This is a genomic window from Streptomyces longispororuber (assembly GCF_014656095.1).
In the GTDB taxonomy this organism is placed as follows: domain Bacteria; phylum Actinomycetota; class Actinomycetes; order Streptomycetales; family Streptomycetaceae; genus Streptomyces; species Streptomyces longispororuber.
Genome location: NZ_BNBT01000018.1, coordinates 1 through 16242, shown reverse-complemented (window position 1 = coordinate 16242; position 16242 = coordinate 1). Strand labels below are relative to the sequence as shown.

At 70.4% G+C, this 16242-nt stretch carries 14 protein-coding genes, 2 tRNA genes and 1 pseudogene; 3 read left to right on the top strand and 14 right to left on the bottom strand.

Going from position 1 to position 16242, the window contains the following annotated elements:
- Window positions 1–217 precede the first annotated feature (217 nt).
- From IE330_RS08915 to IE330_RS08895, 5 genes are all read right to left on the bottom strand, one after another.
- Window positions 218–499 carry a hypothetical protein gene (locus IE330_RS08915; RefSeq protein ID WP_190135341.1) on the bottom strand — a complete coding sequence of 94 codons (282 nt, stop codon included), beginning with the start codon at window positions 497–499 and terminating at the stop codon, window positions 218–220.
- 253 nt (window positions 500–752) lie between these two features.
- The gene (locus tag IE330_RS08910) at window positions 753–1034 is read right to left on the bottom strand and encodes a hypothetical protein (protein WP_190135340.1); all 282 of its coding nucleotides are present in this window, start codon (window positions 1032–1034) and stop codon (window positions 753–755) included.
- A gap of 243 nt (window positions 1035–1277) precedes the next feature.
- Window positions 1278–1565, bottom strand: a complete 288-nt coding sequence (locus IE330_RS08905; RefSeq protein ID WP_190135339.1) for a hypothetical protein — start codon at window positions 1563–1565, stop codon at window positions 1278–1280.
- A 198-nt stretch (window positions 1566–1763) separates the two neighbouring features.
- Window positions 1764–2003: a hypothetical protein gene (locus IE330_RS08900; RefSeq protein ID WP_190135338.1), complete on the bottom strand. Its 240-nt coding sequence runs from the start codon at window positions 2001–2003 to the stop codon at window positions 1764–1766.
- Window positions 2004–2618: 615 nt separating this feature from the next.
- Window positions 2619–2691: transfer RNA gene (locus tag IE330_RS08895), tRNA-Ala, on the bottom strand.
- 186 nt (window positions 2692–2877) lie between these two features.
- Here IE330_RS08895 and IE330_RS08890 point away from each other — a divergent pair.
- Window positions 2878–3426, top strand: coding sequence for a helix-turn-helix domain-containing protein (locus tag IE330_RS08890; protein ID WP_190135337.1), 549 nt, complete (start codon window positions 2878–2880; stop codon window positions 3424–3426).
- Window positions 3427–3478: 52 nt separating this feature from the next.
- Entirely contained in the window at window positions 3479–5071 is a 1593-nt protein-coding gene (locus tag IE330_RS08885) for a serine/threonine-protein kinase (RefSeq protein WP_190135336.1), read from the top strand.
- Window positions 5072–5107: 36 nt separating this feature from the next.
- Here IE330_RS08885 and IE330_RS08880 read toward each other — a convergent pair whose 3' ends face one another.
- Together IE330_RS08880 and IE330_RS38790 are read right to left on the bottom strand one after the other, a co-directional pair.
- A complete protein-coding gene (locus IE330_RS08880; protein ID WP_229925495.1) occupies window positions 5108–6475 on the bottom strand; it encodes a hypothetical protein in 1368 nt (455 codons plus the stop codon).
- A gap of 451 nt (window positions 6476–6926) precedes the next feature.
- Window positions 6927–7055, bottom strand: coding sequence for a DLW-39 family protein (locus tag IE330_RS38790; RefSeq protein ID WP_003999697.1), 129 nt, complete (start codon window positions 7053–7055; stop codon window positions 6927–6929).
- Between the two features lie 324 nt (window positions 7056–7379).
- Between IE330_RS38790 and IE330_RS08870 the strand changes: the two genes are divergently transcribed.
- The gene (locus IE330_RS08870; protein ID WP_190135334.1) at window positions 7380–7715 is read left to right on the top strand and encodes a DUF6344 domain-containing protein; all 336 of its coding nucleotides are present in this window, start codon (window positions 7380–7382) and stop codon (window positions 7713–7715) included.
- Between the two features lie 73 nt (window positions 7716–7788).
- On the opposite strand, the gene IE330_RS08865 is transcribed toward IE330_RS08870, so the two are convergent.
- The 7 genes and pseudogenes from IE330_RS08865 to IE330_RS08835 all read right to left on the bottom strand — a co-directional run.
- Window positions 7789–7862 (bottom strand) — tRNA-Ile (locus IE330_RS08865).
- 353 nt (window positions 7863–8215) lie between these two features.
- A complete protein-coding gene (locus IE330_RS08860) occupies window positions 8216–8794 on the bottom strand; it encodes a DUF3566 domain-containing protein (RefSeq protein WP_190135392.1) in 579 nt (192 codons plus the stop codon).
- Window positions 8795–9250: 456 nt separating this feature from the next.
- Window positions 9251–11836, bottom strand: coding sequence for a DNA gyrase subunit A (gene gyrA / locus IE330_RS08855; RefSeq protein WP_190135333.1), 2586 nt, complete (start codon window positions 11834–11836; stop codon window positions 9251–9253).
- A gap of 56 nt (window positions 11837–11892) precedes the next feature.
- Complete coding sequence (gene gyrB, locus IE330_RS08850) at window positions 11893–13992, bottom strand: DNA topoisomerase (ATP-hydrolyzing) subunit B (protein WP_308438992.1); 2100 nt, start codon at window positions 13990–13992, stop codon at window positions 11893–11895.
- A gap of 285 nt (window positions 13993–14277) precedes the next feature.
- On the bottom strand, window positions 14278–14829 hold the full coding sequence (locus IE330_RS08845) for a DciA family protein (RefSeq protein ID WP_190135332.1): 552 nt from the start codon (window positions 14827–14829) through the stop codon (window positions 14278–14280).
- Entirely contained in the window at window positions 14826–15950 is a 1125-nt protein-coding gene (gene recF / locus IE330_RS08840; RefSeq protein ID WP_190135331.1) for a DNA replication/repair protein RecF, read from the bottom strand. The genes IE330_RS08845 and recF overlap by 4 nt, the downstream gene beginning before the upstream one ends.
- A gap of 164 nt (window positions 15951–16114) precedes the next feature.
- Window positions 16115–16242, bottom strand: a pseudogene (locus tag IE330_RS08835) (6-phosphogluconate dehydrogenase); the annotation flags it as partial.

Sequence of the window (16242 nt, the reverse complement as noted above, 5' to 3'; positions counted from 1 at the left end):
ACACGCCCTCCGGGACCGTTCACCGCGTGCGCGCCCTCGGGCCGCGACCATGCGCCGGCTCCCCCGGCCCCGAATGGCCACGGCGAAGGATTTCGAACCGGCACGGCGAAGAACGTGGATATGCTGAGCGGGGCCACTGTCGAAACAGTGGCCCCGAAGTGTGCGGTAGGGAATGCCCCGTCAGCGGACGGAGAGCCCTGCCGGCAAACCGTATCGATTAGTCGATGACGGCACCGAGGATGGGAAGGGCCGGCGCGGACGAGTCGTCGTGCACCTTCGACTTCTGACGGACCTCGTTGCACTGGAAGGCACGGGCCTCGTCCAGCACCTCGATGGTCAGGACGTCGATGTCCTGGACGGTCGGGCAGACGTCACGGATGATCTCAATGTTCTGAGAGTAGTGGCCGTGCACCTCTTCGTCGGCCATGGCCGGCGTGACAGCCGCGCCGGTAGCAGCCAGCGTCAGCATCGAGCCAGCCAGAATCTTCTTGGCGTTCATGGAGTTGCCTTCCTTGCGTGCGAATGCTGCGGCTCTTAGTGATAAGCGCCGACAGCCTACTAACCGACTTCCCGCCCGGGGGGTTCCGCACTATGGCGCCGATTCACCCGCTTTCAGTAATGCGGGTGGTGCGCGAGCCCCTGTTACGAGGGTGCGGTGGAAAAGCCCCGGGCCGCGTGGCGAGCACACGGTCCGGGGCCCATGAGCCCCAACCGAAAGGGCATCGCAGAACGCCGGGTCAAGTGTCCGAGCTTTAGTTGTTGACCTTGCCGAGGATCGGCAGCGCGGGGGCGGCCGAGTCGTCGTACACCTTCGAGTGCTGACGGATCTCGTTGCACTGGAAGGCACGGGCCTGGTCCAGCACCTCGATGGTCAGGACGTCGATGTCCTGAATGGTCGGGCAGATGTCACGGATGATCTGGATGTTCTGCGAGTAGTGGCCGTGCACCTCTTCGTCGGCCATGGCCGGCGTCACGGCCCCACCGGTAGCAGCCAGCGTCAGCATCGAGCCAGCCAGAATCTTCTTGGCGTTCATGGAGTTGCCTTCCTTGCGTGCGAATGCTGCGGCTCTTAGTGATAAGCGCCGACAGTCGGTTAACCGGCTTCCCGGCGGCGGGGTTCCGGCTCCCGCACGCCATTCATCCGCTTGCAGCAACAAAAATGCGACCGGCTCGCGGCGCCATGCGAGAACCCCGGGCCACGTGCTGATCACGTGACCCGGGGCTCGCTCCCCTCGGCGGGGTTACTCCAGGAACACCGTCGGACGGTGACCGGGGGTTCAGCCGTGGTTCTGCACCGAACCGAGGAGCGGCAGCGCGGGGGCGGAGGAGCTGTCGTGCACCTTCGAGTGCTGACGGACCTCGTTGCACTGGAAGGCACGGGCCTCGTCCAGCACCTCGATGGTCAGGACGTCGATGTCCTGAATGGTCGGGCAGAGGTCACGGATGATCTCGATGTTCTGGGAGTAGTGACCGTGCACCTCCTCGTCGGCCACGGCCGGCGTGACGGCGATCCCCGTAGCCGTCAGCGTCAGCATGGAACCAGCGACGATCTTCTTCATGCTCATGGTTTTACCTTCCTCGCGTGCGGGCGGCGTCTCGGTGAAGACAGCAGCACCAGCAATAACGGGATGCAGTGCACGGCGTTTCTCTGTGGGGTGAGTAATCACCCGGTCGCCGGATTCATATGCCTTCGTGACAGAAGGCAGACGGTGTTCCGTCCCACCGAGCCGTTGACCGCGTACGAAGGGCGGCCGGGAGGGGACTCAGACCATCCGCACCGTCGACGGCAGCATCTGCCGCATCTTCTGGCCCGCGGTGCCCGTCACCAGGCCCGACGGCGTGCCCGCGGCCCCCTCCACCGGTTCCGTGAGCGTGTCGGGAGCAAGAATGGGCAGGTCACGCAGAGTGGAAGCGTCGGCTACGTCCACGGCGTGGGCGCTGCCCGCGGCTCCCACGGTCAGGGTCGCCACGGTCATGAAGGCCGACATGAAAGCTCGTCGCATGAAAGTCCTTAAAGATGAGCTGCCTGCCAACCGGCCGGGGGCGGCCGGAGGCCCTGATGTCTGCACGCAATGCGCGCCATACCGGACAACGAGGCATTCCGAGCACAGTCACTATCGAGCCCGTCACTGTCGAGCCCAACCGTTATCGGGCGCAGCCGCTGTCAGGCGCAGCCACTGTCAGGCCGAGCCGCCGACAGGACCAGCCGCTATTGCGTAGTCAGTGCGGGCTCAAGATATTCCGCCTATATGAATACCGTGGCCGGAGAGAGCGTGGAGGAGAGAAGGAAGGAGACAGAGAGAGAAAGAGAAGGAGGGAGAGAGGGGGCGTGCGGCGAAGCGGGAGACGATCCGCCGCTCAGGAGGCAGGGGCACGGTGACGAGATGCCCGTGGTGCCTCGTCTTCTGTCGCCGTGGGGTGGCGCACGGCGTTGCCGCCAGGGGGCGGGAGACCGCTCACCGTCGGTAGCTCACCGTGATCACACCGGGCCCGTCGGTGGGCGGGCAGGCACCGGCCACGGGACCGCGTACCCGGACGATGTCGGACGGCGCTGCCGCCCCGTGTGCGACAGAGCCCCTCTGTCCTGCGTCGACACAGGTCAGAGGGGCTCTGGGACGTGGAGCCTAGGGGAGTCGAACCCCTGACATCTGCCATGCAAAGACAGCGCTCTACCAACTGAGCTAAGGCCCCGGGACACCAACCACCGGTGCGGAAGGACCACGTCCCGGTGAGCGTCGCAGACCAGAGTACCGGGTCCCCCGGGGGATCTCGCAAAAGGATTGGGGGTCCCCGTGCGCGACCACTCTCCGTAAGATGCCTGACGTGGTTCGCGGCAGCGAACCGCAGTCCTATGGGGAAGCGATGGGGAGACGCAACATGGACGCTGCACAGCAAGAATCAACCGCAAGAGCACGGGAACTACAGCGGAATTGGTACGGGGAACCACTGGGGGCGCTGTTCCGCCGGCTCATCGACGACCTGGGCCTCAACCAGGCCCGGCTCGCCGGAGTGCTGGGCCTTTCGGCGCCCATGCTGTCCCAGCTCATGAGCGGCCAGCGCGCCAAGATCGGCAATCCGGCCGTCGTCCAGCGCGTCCAGTTGCTCCAGGAGCTGGCCGGCCAGGTCGCGGACGGCAGCGTCAGCGCCGCCGAGGCGACGAACCGCATGGACGAGATCAAGAAGTCCCAGGGGGGTTCCGTCCTGACCAACACCACCCAGACGACGTCGAGTTCGGGCGCGCCCACGGTGAAACGCGTGGTGCGCGAGATCCAGTCGCTGCTGCGCTCGGTCTCCGCCGCGGGCGACATCATCGATGCCGCGGACTCCCTCGCCCCGACCCACCCGGAACTGGCAGAGTTCCTCCGGGTGTACGGGGCGGGCCGCACCGCCGACGCCGTCGCCCACTACGAAGCGCACCAGAGCTGAGCCGTCGGCCGGGCCGCTGCCGGGCGGCCCGGAAGGGGAGCGGGGCACGACCATGGGTGAGGTCTTCGCCGGCCGGTACGAACTCGTCGACCCGATCGGTCGCGGGGGAGTAGGTGCCGTGTGGCGCGCCTGGGACCACAGGCGCCGCCGGTACGTGGCCGCCAAGGTCCTCCAGCAGCGCGACGCCCATACGCTGTTGCGCTTCGTGCGGGAGCAGGCACTGCGGATCGACCATCCGCACGTCCTCGCTCCCGCCAGTTGGGCCGCCGACGACGACCAGGTCTTGTTCACCATGGACCTGGTCACCGGCGGGTCACTCGCCCATGTCATCGGTGACTACGGGGCGCTGCCGCCCCGTTTCTGCTGCACTCTGCTCGACCAGCTCCTCTCCGGTCTCGCCGCCGTGCACGCGGAAGGCGTCGTACACCGCGACATCAAGCCCGCCAACATCCTGCTCGAAGCCACCGGGACGGGGCGGCCGCACCTGCGGCTCTCGGACTTCGGCATCTCGATGCGCAAGGGCGAGCCGCGGCTGACCGCCACCGACTACGTGGTGGGCACACCCGGGTACGTCGCTCCCGAGCAAGTCCTGGGCGCCGAACCGGACTTCCCCGCCGACCTCTTCGCCGTCGGCCTCGTCGCCCTCTATCTGATCCGGGGCAGGAAACCGGACGCCAAGGCCCTCATCGAGCACTTCGCGGCCCTTGGCACGCCGCGTGCTCCCCAGGGCGTGCCGGAACCGCTGTGGCAGGTCGTCGCCACGCTGCTGCAACCTGACCCGCAGGCGCGCTTCCGCACCGCCACCGGGGCGCGCAAGGCGCTCGCCTCCGCCGTCGAGATGCTTCCCGAGCCGGGTACCGACGACGAGGGCATCGAGATCTTCGACCAACTCGGGCCGCTGCCCGAGGGTTTCGGACCCGACGGGCCTCTCACCCCCGCACCCCAGCCACCACCTCCGCCGCCGCCCTCGCAGCCGCCACCTGCGCAGCCGCCCGCCGCGTCGTCGGCCGGTGATCCGCCGTCCTTCGTGGCGGCCGTCGCCGGGCAGCCGTCGTCCGAGGCATCGGTGCCATCGGGGGCATCGGCGCCACCAGGGTCATCGGTGCCATCGGCGTCACCGGTGCCATCGGCCTCACCGGTGCCATCGGCCTCACCGGTGCCATCGGCCTCACCGACATCACCGGCATCACCGGTGCCGTCGGTCGGCTCCGCGTCGTCCGCCGCGCTGCCGGGTGCCGACGGTCACCCGGCCTCCGGGAGCAACTCCCGTACCGGTACGCCCTTACCCGCTCAGCCGCCGACCCCGCCGCCGGGGCGGCCCCCGTGCCCGCCTCCGTCTCCACCTCTGGCCCCGCCTCCGTACCCGCCGCTGTCGGAGACCGGGAGCTTCCACCTGGCGCCGCCTCTGCCACCGCCTCCGCAGCCGCCCACTCCCCCCACGCCGCTGCCCCGGCCCGCGGCGCAGCCCGCCCACGCCTACGCGCAGCCCGCCGCCGAGGCGACGCGGCCCCCGCGTCCCCGGGCCTCCCGTTCCCACGCCGCCAGGCCCCGGCGTACCGGCCCGCCGGCGCGGGTGGCCCTGCCCATGCTGTTCGCGGCGCTGGCCTGCTTCGCGGTGGGGTTCTGGGCGCTGGCCCGTATCTGAGGCGCTACCGCCGCGGTCGAGCCGTCGCTGTGGCGCTCATGCGGAAACTCGCCGTCCGGCAGCCCGTCGCCGCCCCACCAGCGTCCACACCCCGAGTACGGCCAGCAGGGCCGTGCCCGTGCCGATGCCCGCCGCCGCCAGCACCTTCATGGCTGCGCTCTCGCTCCTGCCGGGCGCCGCCACTCCGGTGGGCCCGGGGGTGCCCGCGGCTCCGTCGCGCGCCGCTGACTCCTCCCGTCCCGTCACCCCGAAGGCGTCCGCGGGCCGCGCCGTCCCCGCGTACTTCGGTCCGGCGCGCCGCTCCCCCGTGACGCCCACCCGCAAGGTCAGCCCGACCGGGCCCCTGCCGAAGCGCGCCCCGACATCCGGGTGGAGCGTGACCGCCAGGTAGTACCAGCCGGCGAACCGCACGGTCGCGATCCGGTCGATGGGCGCGTACCGGTTCTCGTACGCGACCGGAACCAGCGAGGGCAGCGTGGTGGACTTCTGGCTGCCGTCGTACGCGGTGTCCATGTCCTGGACCGGCATCCGCGCGGGGTTGAACACGGACACCACCAGCGCGGACGTCACGTACTCGCGCCCCCCGGCCCGGCCGCCCGCACCGCCGGGACCACCGGCACCCCGAGCACCGCCCAGCTCCACCGTGGCGGTGAGCCGCTGGCCCCAGTCCACCGGCACGCGGTAGTAGCGGGTCTGCCCGGGTGCCACCCGGTCGCCCCAGACGCCCCGGCCCAGGGCCTCGGCCGTGCTGAAGCCGCTGCCGCCCTCGCGGGGGCGGGCCGGGCCCGCGGGCGGGGCCGGTGTGGGGGCGTCCTGTTCCGCGGGCGGGGTCGTCGCGCGCCGCTCGGCCACGGCGGGCTCGGAGGTGACGTACAGCTCCAGGTCCCACTCCTCCGGGGTGGACGGCTTCTCGGACCTGGCCGCGGCCGACGCGCCGGAAGCGGCGGTCCGCTCGACCACCACGTAGTACGTGCCCGCGGCCGCGCAGCGGCTGTCGTCCGTGCCGACGGTACGCAGCGCCGACGCGGTGAGGGGGCGCGGGCTGCGCGCGGCCCCGAAGCGGGCGGAGCCCGCGTCGCAGTCGAAGCCGTTCGCGTCCTCCACCGCGACCCGGATGCCGTCCGCGAAGCCGACACGGCTGCCGGGCGTGGGCAGCGCGGTCACCGAGGCGTGGACGTTGTCCTCGGCCCCCAGTTCGAGCCGGTAGTAGAGCGTGGTCGTACCGCCGGCGCCGGGGTGCGCGATGGCGCTCCGGTACGTCGTCCCGGGAGTGAGGGTGCGGCTGCCCGTGCTGCTCGGCGTCCCCGCGACGGTGCGCGCGTCGTCCGCGAAGGCGTACGGCGGTGGCGTCTCCGTCGCCCGGGCCGCACCGGCGGGCGCGACCACGCACCACGCCGCGCCCACGAGGGCGGCTCCCGCGCCCGCCGCCACCCGGCGCCCCGCCCGCCGACCGCCCCGGCGGACCGCTTCCGCGGCCGTCCCCCGGCCCGCTCGTCCCGCTCGCGTCACGAGTGCCGCTCGTCCGGCGAATCCCGCTCGTCCTGCTCGACGCACCGCCGTCCAGCGGTCCGCCCGGCGCCACGTCACGCCGCTCTCCACCTCACCCTCCCCGGCTTTGCCCAAGCAAGCAATGAGATTGCGTCAGTGAACTAGAGGGGCCACCGAAGCGACAGCGCGTCCCCGTGGCCACCGCGACGAGAAGCCGTCCGAGAAGCTGAGCCGTCCAGGTCGCGGAGCCGTCCGGGACCCGGACGTCACACCCGTACGCCAGAAGAAGCGGGACAAAAGCCCCCCGTACAGCACAGGGCCCCGATCGCTCCAGCGATCGGGGCCCCGCGAAGACTGCTGTCGATACTCACGAACCCGTGGGCACGGAGTCGGTCGCCTCCGTCCACAGATCCTGCTCGGCGCGATCCGCCTGGATCTGGCGGTACACGAGGAGCCCGCCGATGGCGGCCAGTGCGACCAGGAGAAGCTTCTTCACCGCGCGACCTCGTCTTTCCTTGACGTAGGGGACTTCTGGCGCCCGACTATACACACCGACCGATATCGATCGGTGACCTGGATCGGCCCCAACTCCCCTGCCTGACAGAGCAGTAGATGCGGACCGAATCGATCCGCCTACGCTCCGTCCCCGGCCGGGCTCGCCGCCCTCGCGCCGCTTCCCGGCTTTCTCGGGGCACCTGCACCCATCCGGGTGGTGTTCATCGGAACATCGACGCGACGGGAGCGTCGGTCCCTCACTAGCGGCGCCTCATACACATCATGAGGAAAGTACGCAAATCGCCCAACCCGAAAGTGAGAGGTCATGCCTGCCAACAAGGCCATGAAGCTGTGGACCACGCTCGTCAGCGCCGTACTCGCGTTCTTCGCCGCCCTGGGTTTCGCCACGTCGGCGACGGCGGCCGAGGCGGTACAGCAGACCACGACGACGTGCAAGAGCACGCCGAGCGCGACGGCGCCCGTGCTCACCGCCTGGGCGATGGCGTACGAACGGTCCCTGCCGCCCACGATGAAGCAACGCATCCGCGCCGAGGCGCACGGTTCGACGCCGAGCTGCCGCCACCTCCCCACGACGGACGCGGACGCCGCAACGGCCGACGCCGGCGCCCTGTCCGGCGCGAGCCTCGCCGCGGAGCCGTAGACGCGACGGACGCCACCGCGCCCCACCGACACGAAAGACCCCCAGCCGTCACCGGCTGGGGGTCTTCTCGCTGTGGGGCTAACTGGATTTGAACCAGTGACCTCATCCTTATCAGGGATGCGCTCTAACCAACTGAGCTATAGCCCCGCCGCGCTCTGCGGGTCGCCCCGCGCGCTGACCACTGAAGATTAGCGCACGTGGCGGCCAGTCCCAAAATCGATGGGCCCCGGGCCCGTGACCTCGCCGCGCCGAGGGCTCGCCCCGGCGGCCGACGCGGCCCTCCTCGCCGGGGGATGATCCCGGCCCTCCCAGAGCTCAGGCACTCAGAGGCTCAGACGCTCCCCCAGCTCACCCAGCTCCCCCAGCTCCCCCGGCCCACCCGGCCCACCCGGGCTCCCCACGCGCCGCCCCCGTCCGTACACGCCGAAGGGCCCCTGCCGTCGTACGCGGTCCGGAGTACGGGTACGAACGACGGCAGGGGCCCTAGGACACGCCAGGTGTTACTCGTCCTCGGCCAGCGTCAGCTCCACGCCGCCCACGAAACCGGCGGAGAGGTTGTAGATGAACGCGCCGAGGGTCGCGAGCGCCGTGGCGAGGACCACGTCGATGACCGCGATGATCGTGGTGAACGTCAGCACGCGGGGCAGCGACAGGAACGCCTGGAGGTCGAAGCCGTTGGACTCGTTCGAGCCCGTGGCCTCGGAGATCGTGCCGCCGACGGTGGAGAAGACGCCCATCGCGTCCATGACCATCCACAGCACCGCCGCCGCCACGATCGTGCAGATGCCCAGCGCGATGGAGAGCAGGAAGCTGACCTTCATCACCGACCACGGGTCGGCCTTGGCGACCCGAAGCCTGGCCTTGCGGGTGCGCGGCGTGGTGCGCGCCCCCGTGCGCGGGCGGCGGACCGCCCCGGCCGGAGCCGCCTGGTAGGCCTGCGGCGGGTGGTACGGCTGCGCGCCCTGCTGCTGGGCCGGGCGCTCGGTGGGCAGCGCGCTGGCAGCGGCGTCACCGCTTCCCCGGGCGTCGCCCGGGCCGAGCGCGTCACCGCCGCCGAGGACCTCACCGCCGCCGAGCACGCCGCCGCCGAGGATGTCGTCCTTGGCCAGGACGTCGTCCTGGCCGAGCGGGTCCGCCTTGCCCGGCGCGTCGCCCTTGCCGAGCGCGTCGGTCCTGGTCCGGGTGCCTCCCTTGCCCCGCGCATCACTCTTGCTCCGCGCGTCGGCCTTGCCGCGCGCGTCGCCCTTCTTGCGTGCGTCGCGCTTGCCGCGCGCGTCGCCGCCACCTCGCGTACCACCGGCTTCACGTACGTCGTCGGCGCCGCCCGCGCGGCCGGTCGTACCGTCCCCGCCGTCCGTCGCCTCGGACGTCTGCGTCCCTCGGCCTCGGGTGTCCGTCACAGTCCCCCCCTGGGATCCATGAGACTCGTGGGAGTCCGCATCAGTGGCGGAGCCACGGGCACCGTCCGTGCCGGTTGCACTCGCCTCAGCGGCTCCGGCGCCCGTGGCTCCACTCACGATGACTCACTCCTCGCGCTACTCGGCCGGGGACTCCGTGCCCTCGTCCGTACCGGCGGCCGGAGTGCCGTCGGACGATTCGTCGACTCCGTCGACTTCCTCGGCCTCGCGCCCGGCCTCGGCGTTACGTGCGATGCCGACGACGGCATCGCGCTTGCCCAGGTTGATCAGTTGGACGCCCATGGTGTCACGGCCCGTCTCCCTGACCTCGTTGACTCGCGTGCGAATCACACCGCCGGACAGGGTGATGGCGAGAATCTCGTCGGTCTCCTCGACCACCAGCGCGCCGACCAGCTCACCACGGTCCTCGACGATCTTGGCAGCCTTGATGCCGAGACCGCCACGGCCCTGGACGCGGTACTCGTCGACGGCGGTCCGCTTCGCGTACCCGCCGTCCGTTGCGGTGAACACGAACGTACCGGGCCTGACCACATTCATCGAGAGGAGCTGGTCGCCGTCGCGGAAGCTCATGCCCTTGACGCCCGAGGTCGCACGGCCCATCGGGCGCAGCGCGTCGTCCGTCGCCGTGAACCGGATGGACTGCGCCTTCTTGCTGATCAGAAGCAGATCGTCCGCGGCCGAGACCAGCTCGGCGCCGATCAGCTCGTCGTCCGAACCGTCGTCCGTCTCGCGCAGGTTGATGGCGATGACGCCGCCGGAGCGAGGCGAATCGTAATCCTTCAGAGGCGTCTTCTTGACCAGACCGCCCTTGGTGGCGAGGACCAGGTAGGGCGCCGCCTCGTAGTCGCGGATCGCGAGGATCTCGGCGATCGCCTCGTCCGGCTGGAAGGCGAGCAGGTTCGCCACGTGCTGGCCGCGGGCGTCGCGGCCGGCGTCCGGGAGCTCGTACGCCTTGGCACGGTAGACGCGGCCCTTGTTGGTGAAGAACAGCAGCCAGTGGTGCGTCGTGGACACGAAGAAGTGGTCGACGATGTCGTCTTCCTTGAGCTTCGTGCCGCGGACGCCCTTGCCGCCGCGCTTCTGGGAGCGGTAGTCATCCGTCTTGGTCCGCTTGACGTAGCCGCCGCGGGTGATCGTGACGACGATGTCCTCCTCGGCGATCAGGTCCTCCATGGACATGTCGCCGTCGAACGGCACCAGCTTGGAGCGGCGGTCCTCGCCGTACTTCTCGACGAGCGCGGTGAGTTCCTCGCTGACGATCGCGCGCTGCCTGGCGGGCGAGGCGAGGATCGCGTTGTACTCGTCGATCTTCTGCTGGAGTTCCGCGTGCTCCTGGAGGATCTTCTGGCGCTCCAGGGCGGCCAGGCGGCGGAGCTGCATCTCCAGGATGGCGTTGGCCTGGATCTCGTCGATCTCCAGGAGGCCCATCAGGCCCTCGCGGGCGACCTCGACGGTGTCGCTGCGCCGGATGAGCGCGATGACCTCGTCGATGGCGTCCAGGGCCTTCAGCAGACCGCGCAGGATGTGGGCGCGCTCCTCGGCCTTGCGCAGCCGGAACTTCGTGCGCCGGACGATGACCTCGATCTGGTGGCTCACCCAGTGGCGGATGAACGCGTCCAGGGAGAGGGTGCGCGGGACGCCGTCGACGAGCGCCAGCATGTTGGCGCCGAAGTTCGTCTGCAGGTCCGTGTGCTTGTAGAGGTTGTTCAGGACGACCTTGGCGACCGCGTCCCGCTTCAGGACGATGACCAGGCGCTGGCCCGTGCGCGACGAGGTCTCGTCGCGGACGTCCGCGATGCCGCCGATCCTGCCGTCCTTCACCAGGTCGGCAATCTTCTGCGCGAGGTTGTCCGGGTTGACCTGGTACGGCAGCTCCGTGACCACCAGGCACTGGCGGTTCTGGATCTCCTCGACCTCGACGACCGCGCGCATCGTGATGGAGCCGCGGCCCGTGCGGTACGCCTCCTCGATGCCCTTGCGGCCCACCACGAGGGCGCCGGTCGGGAAGTCCGGGCCCTTGATGCGCTCGATCAGGGCGTCGAGGAGCTCCTCGTGCGAGGCCTCCGGGTGGTCCAGGGCCCACTGGGCGCCCGCGGCGACCTCGCGGAGGTTGTGCGGCGGGATGTTGGTCGCCATGCCGACCGCGATGCCCGCCGAGCCGTTGATCAGCAGGTTCGGGAAGCGGGACGGCAGGACCGTCGGCTCCTGGGAGCGGCCGTCGTAGTTGTCCGTGAAGTCGACGGTCTCCTCGTCGATGTCCCGGACCATCTCCATGGACAGCGGCGCCATCTTGCACTCGGTGTAGCGCATGGCGGCCGCGGGGTCGTTGCCCGGGGAGCCGAAGTTGCCGTTCGAGTCCACCAGCGGCATGCGCATCGACCACGGCTGCGCGAGGCGGACCAGCGCGTCGTAGATCGAGGCGTCGCCGTGCGGGTGGTAGTTGCCCATGACGTCGCCGACGACGCGGGCGCACTTGTAGAAGCCCTTCTCGGGCCGGTAGCCGCCGTCGTACATCGCGTACAGGACGCGGCGGTGGACGGGCTTGAGGCCGTCGCGGACGTCCGGCAGCGCGCGCGACACGATGACGGACATCGCGTAGTCGAGGTACGAGCGCTGCATCTCGGTCTCGAGCCCGACGGGCTCGATGCGCACCGTCTGGCCCTCGCCGTCCTCAGGGGTGGTGGGGTTGTTCTCGTCGGCCATGGCCGGTCAAGATCCTTTCGTACGTCAGTCAGCAGCCGTCGGGGGGCCTGACCGGCTCAGATGTCGAGGAAGCGGACGTCCTTGGCGTTGCGCTGGATGAACGAGCGGCGCGCCTCGACGTCCTCGCCCATGAGGACCGAGAAGAGGTCGTCGGCCTGGGCGGCGTCGTCCAGCGTGACCTGGCCGAGCACGCGGTGCTCGATGTCCATCGTGGTGATGCGCAGCTCCTCGGCGTTCATCTCGCCGAGGCCCTTGAAGCGCTGGACCGAGTCGTCCCGGATCCGCTTGCCGTTCTGACGGCCGAGCTCGATCAGCGCGTCGCGCTCGCGGTCCGAGTACGCGTACTCGAAGTCGTCCTTGCCCCACTTGATCTTGTACAGCGGCGGACGGGAGAGGAAGACGTGGCCCGCCTCGACGAGCGGGCGCATGAAGCGGAAGAGGAACGTCAGGAGCAGCGTGTTGATGTGCTGGCCGTCGACGTCGGCGTCCGCCATCAGGATGATCTTGTGGTAGCGGAGCTTCTCGATGTCGAAGTCCTCGTGGACCCCGGTGCCGAAGGCGGAGATCAGCGCCTGGATCTCCTGGTTCTGCAGGATCTTGTCGACGCGGGCCTTCTCGACGTTCAGGATCTTGCCGCGGATCGGCAGGATGGCCTGGTACTCCGGGTTGCGGCCGGACTTGGCCGAGCCGCCGGCGGAGTCACCCTCGACGATGAAGATCTCGCACTTCGTCGGGTCGTTCGACTGGCAGTCCGACAGCTTGCCCGGCAGGGACGCGGTCTCCAGGAGGCCCTTGCGGCGGGTGAGGTCGCGCGCCTTGCGGGCGGCCACGCGCGCGGTGGCGGCCTGGATGCCCTTGCGGATGATGTCCGCGGCCTCGTTGGGGTTGCGGTCGAACCAGTCCGTCAGGTGCTCGTGCACGACCTTCTGCACGAAGGTCTTCGCCTCGGTGTTGCCGAGCTTCGTCTTGGTCTGGCCCTCGAACTGCGGCTCGCCGAGCTTGACCGAGATGATCGCGGTCAGGCCCTCGCGGATGTCCTCGCCGGTGAGGTTGTCGTCCTTCTCGCGCAGCAGCTTCTTGTCGCGCGCGTAACGGTTCACCAGACCGGTCAGCGCGGCGCGGAAGCCCTCCTCGTGGGTGCCGCCCTCGTGCGTGTGGATCGTGTTGGCGAAGGAGTACACCCCCTCGGTGTACTGCGAGTTCCACTGCATCGCGATCTCCACCGAGAGCATGCGCTCCTTGTCCTCGGCTTCGACGTCGATGACGGTCGGGTGGACGACCTCGCCCTTGCGGGAGTTGAGGTACTTCACGAAGTCGACGATGCCGCCCTCGTAGTGGTACGTGACCGTGCGGACCTCTTCGACGGTGTCGTCGCTGGCCTCGGCGGAGTCGGCGCCCGCCGTGGCCTTGGCCGACTCGCGCTCGTCGGTCAGCTTGATCGTCAGGCCCTTGTTGAGGAAGGCCATCTCCTGGAAGCGCCGCGACAGCGTCTCGAAGGAGTACTCGGTCGTCTCGAAGATGTCGCCGTCGGCCCAGAAGGTGACGGACGTGCCCGTCTCCTCGGTGGCCTCGTGCCGCTCCAGGGGAGCCGTGGGGGCGCCGCTCTTGTAGTCCTGCGTCCAGCGGTAGCCGTCGGTCTTGATCTCCACGGAGAGCTTGGTGGAGAGCGCGTTCACCACGGAGACACCCACGCCGTGCAGACCACCGGAGACGGCGTACCCGCCACCGCCGAACTTGCCGCCCGCGTGCAGCACGGTGAGGACGACCTCGACGGCCGGCCGCTTCTCGACCGGGTGGATGCCCACCGGGATGCCGCGGCCGTTGTCGACGACGCGCACGCCGCCGTCCGCCAGGATCGTCACGTCGATGGTGTCCGCGTGCCCGGCCATGGCCTCGTCGACGGAGTTGTCGACGACCTCCTGGACCAGGTGGTGCAGACCGCGCTCACCGGTCGAGCCGATGTACATGCCGGGCCGCTTGCGGACCGCGTCCAGACCCTCGAGGACGGTGATGGCGCTGGCGTCGTACGAAGCCGAGCCCTGGCCGGAGACCGCGGCGGCCTCGGGAGGGACGGCGCCGTCGCCGGCGGCAGTGGACGGGATGTTCTCGTTGGGGTTGCCGGAATCGGCCACGAAGCGCCCTTTCTGGCACAGCACAAGCCAAGCTCCCGGCGCTGGCCGGAGCGGCTGCGGCGTGTTGCGTTGGTAAGCCTGGTTCAGCTCTTGCTCAGCTTCTCCCGCTGCTCCCCACGACTGGGGCGGGATTAGCTTCCAGTCTACCGGTAGCGCTGACAGTGATGGGGGTTTGCCGGTACCTGAGTCCGCATGTGCCGCCCTGAACCAGCCTCAGCCGACTCCCCATATGCGCCCCCGGCCCCTAAGAGGCTCACAGCGGCACTCAGCGCTTCGGGAGGTCAACCCCGAGCTACTGGCCGGTTCGTCTCAGCCGTAGGTGTCGCCGGGGCCGGTGCTGCCGGGCGCGCGCAAGGGCCCGAAGCGGCGCGCGGGACCACCGGGGCCGAGGACCTTGATGAGGCGTACGGTGCCGTGGCCCAGGTCCTCGTTCAGCCGTCCGACGAGCTGCGGAGCGAGGAGGCGCAGGTTCGTCGCCCAGGCCGTGGAGTCGCACTGGACGGTCAGGACGCGCTCGTTCTCGTCGTACCGCTGCGGTACGCAGTGCTTGGCCAGGTCCTCGCCGACGATCTCGGGCCAGCGGCCCATCACACCGCCGACGGCGGCGGGGGTCTCCCAGCCGCGCTCGGTGATCAGCCGGTTGATGGCGGAGCCGAGCGGCAGCGGGTCGCGGCCGTCGGCGCGCGCACCGGAGCGGAGCCCGCCGCGCCGGGCCTGCTTCTTCTGCCGGGTCGCGTCGCCGCGCGCGCGTGCCTGTTCCTTGGCGGCGCGCAGCGCGACGCGGGCCAGGTCGACGCCGGAGGGCTCGGCGGGGGCGGGCCCGGGCCCGGGCGTGCGGGGGGTCTCGGGGGAGTCGGTCATACGCGTCGCACCTCACCTCCGGAGACGGCGTACCGGGCCCCGCTCAGCACGCCCGGCACGTCGTCGTCCACAGCGGCGGTCACCAGGACCTGCTCGCCGGGGGCCACCAGTTCCGCGAGCCGCTCGCGGCGCCGCGCGTCCAGCTCGGCGAAGACGTCGTCGAGGACCAGGACCGGCTCGTTCCCCTCGGCCCGCAGCAGGTCGTACGAGGCGAGCCGCAGGGCCAGCGCGTACGACCACGACTCCCCGTGGGAGGCGTACCCCTTCGCGGGAAGTTGGCCGAGTCTGAGGAGCAGGTCGTCCCTGTGGGGTCCCACGAGGGTGACGCCCCGCTCGATCTCCTGCTTGCGGGCCTCGTTCAGCGCGGCGAGCAGTTGCTCGTACAGCTCCTCGCGCGCGTGGGCGACGATCCCGGGCGACGAGGGCTTGTAGTCGAGGCCGAGCGGGCCGCCGCCCGGGGCGAGCTGCTCGTACGCCTTGTCGGCGAGCGGCTGGAGCGCGGCGATCAGGTCGAGGCGCTGGGCGAGCAGCTCGGCGCCCGCGCGCGCGAGGTGCTGGTCCCACACGTCGAGGGTGGACAGGTCCATGGAGCGGCCGCCGTGGCGCCGGGCGAGGGCGGCGGACTTCAGGAGCGTGTTGCGCTGCTTCAGGACGCGGTCGTAGTCGGACCGGACGCCCGCCATCCGCGGGGCTCGGGCGGTGACCAGCTCGTCGAGGAACCTGCGCCGCTCACCGGGGTCGCCCTTGACCAGGGCCAGGTCCTCGGGCGCGAACAGGACCGTGCGCACGATACCGAGCACGTCACGGGGCCTGACCTGCGAGGATCTGTTGATCCGGGCGCGGTTGGCCTTACCGGGGTTCAGTTCGAGCTCGATGAGCTGCTGGCGCTCGCCCTGCCGGACGGCGGCGCGGACGACGGCCCGGTCGGCGCCCATGCGCACCAGGGGCGCGTCCGAGGAGACCCGGTGGCTGCCGAGGGTCGCGAGGTAGCCGACGGCCTCGACGAGGTTGGTCTTGCCCTGGCCGTTCGGGCCCACGAACGCGGTGACGCCCGGATCGAGCGGGACCTCGACCTGGGCGTAGGAGCGGAAGTCGGCCAGGGACAGGTGCGTGACGTGCATGGTGTGCGCCGACCTCCCCCGGCTGTCTTCCTGTGCTGCGGGCAGGGCGCCCGCCGTGGCCGGCCCGGCCGCGCGCCGCAGCGGCCGCACGCGGTCCGGCCGGTCCCGCGCCGGCCCGCCGCGCTCCACACAGGCTGTGGACGACGGGCCGCGCGGGCTGTGGATCAGTGCTCGCTCTTGGACTCCACCGCGTGCCCGCCGAACTGGTTGCGCAACGCGGCGATCATCTTCATCTGCGGCGAGTCGTCCTGGCGCGAGGAGAACCGGGCGAACAGCGACGCGGTGATCGCGG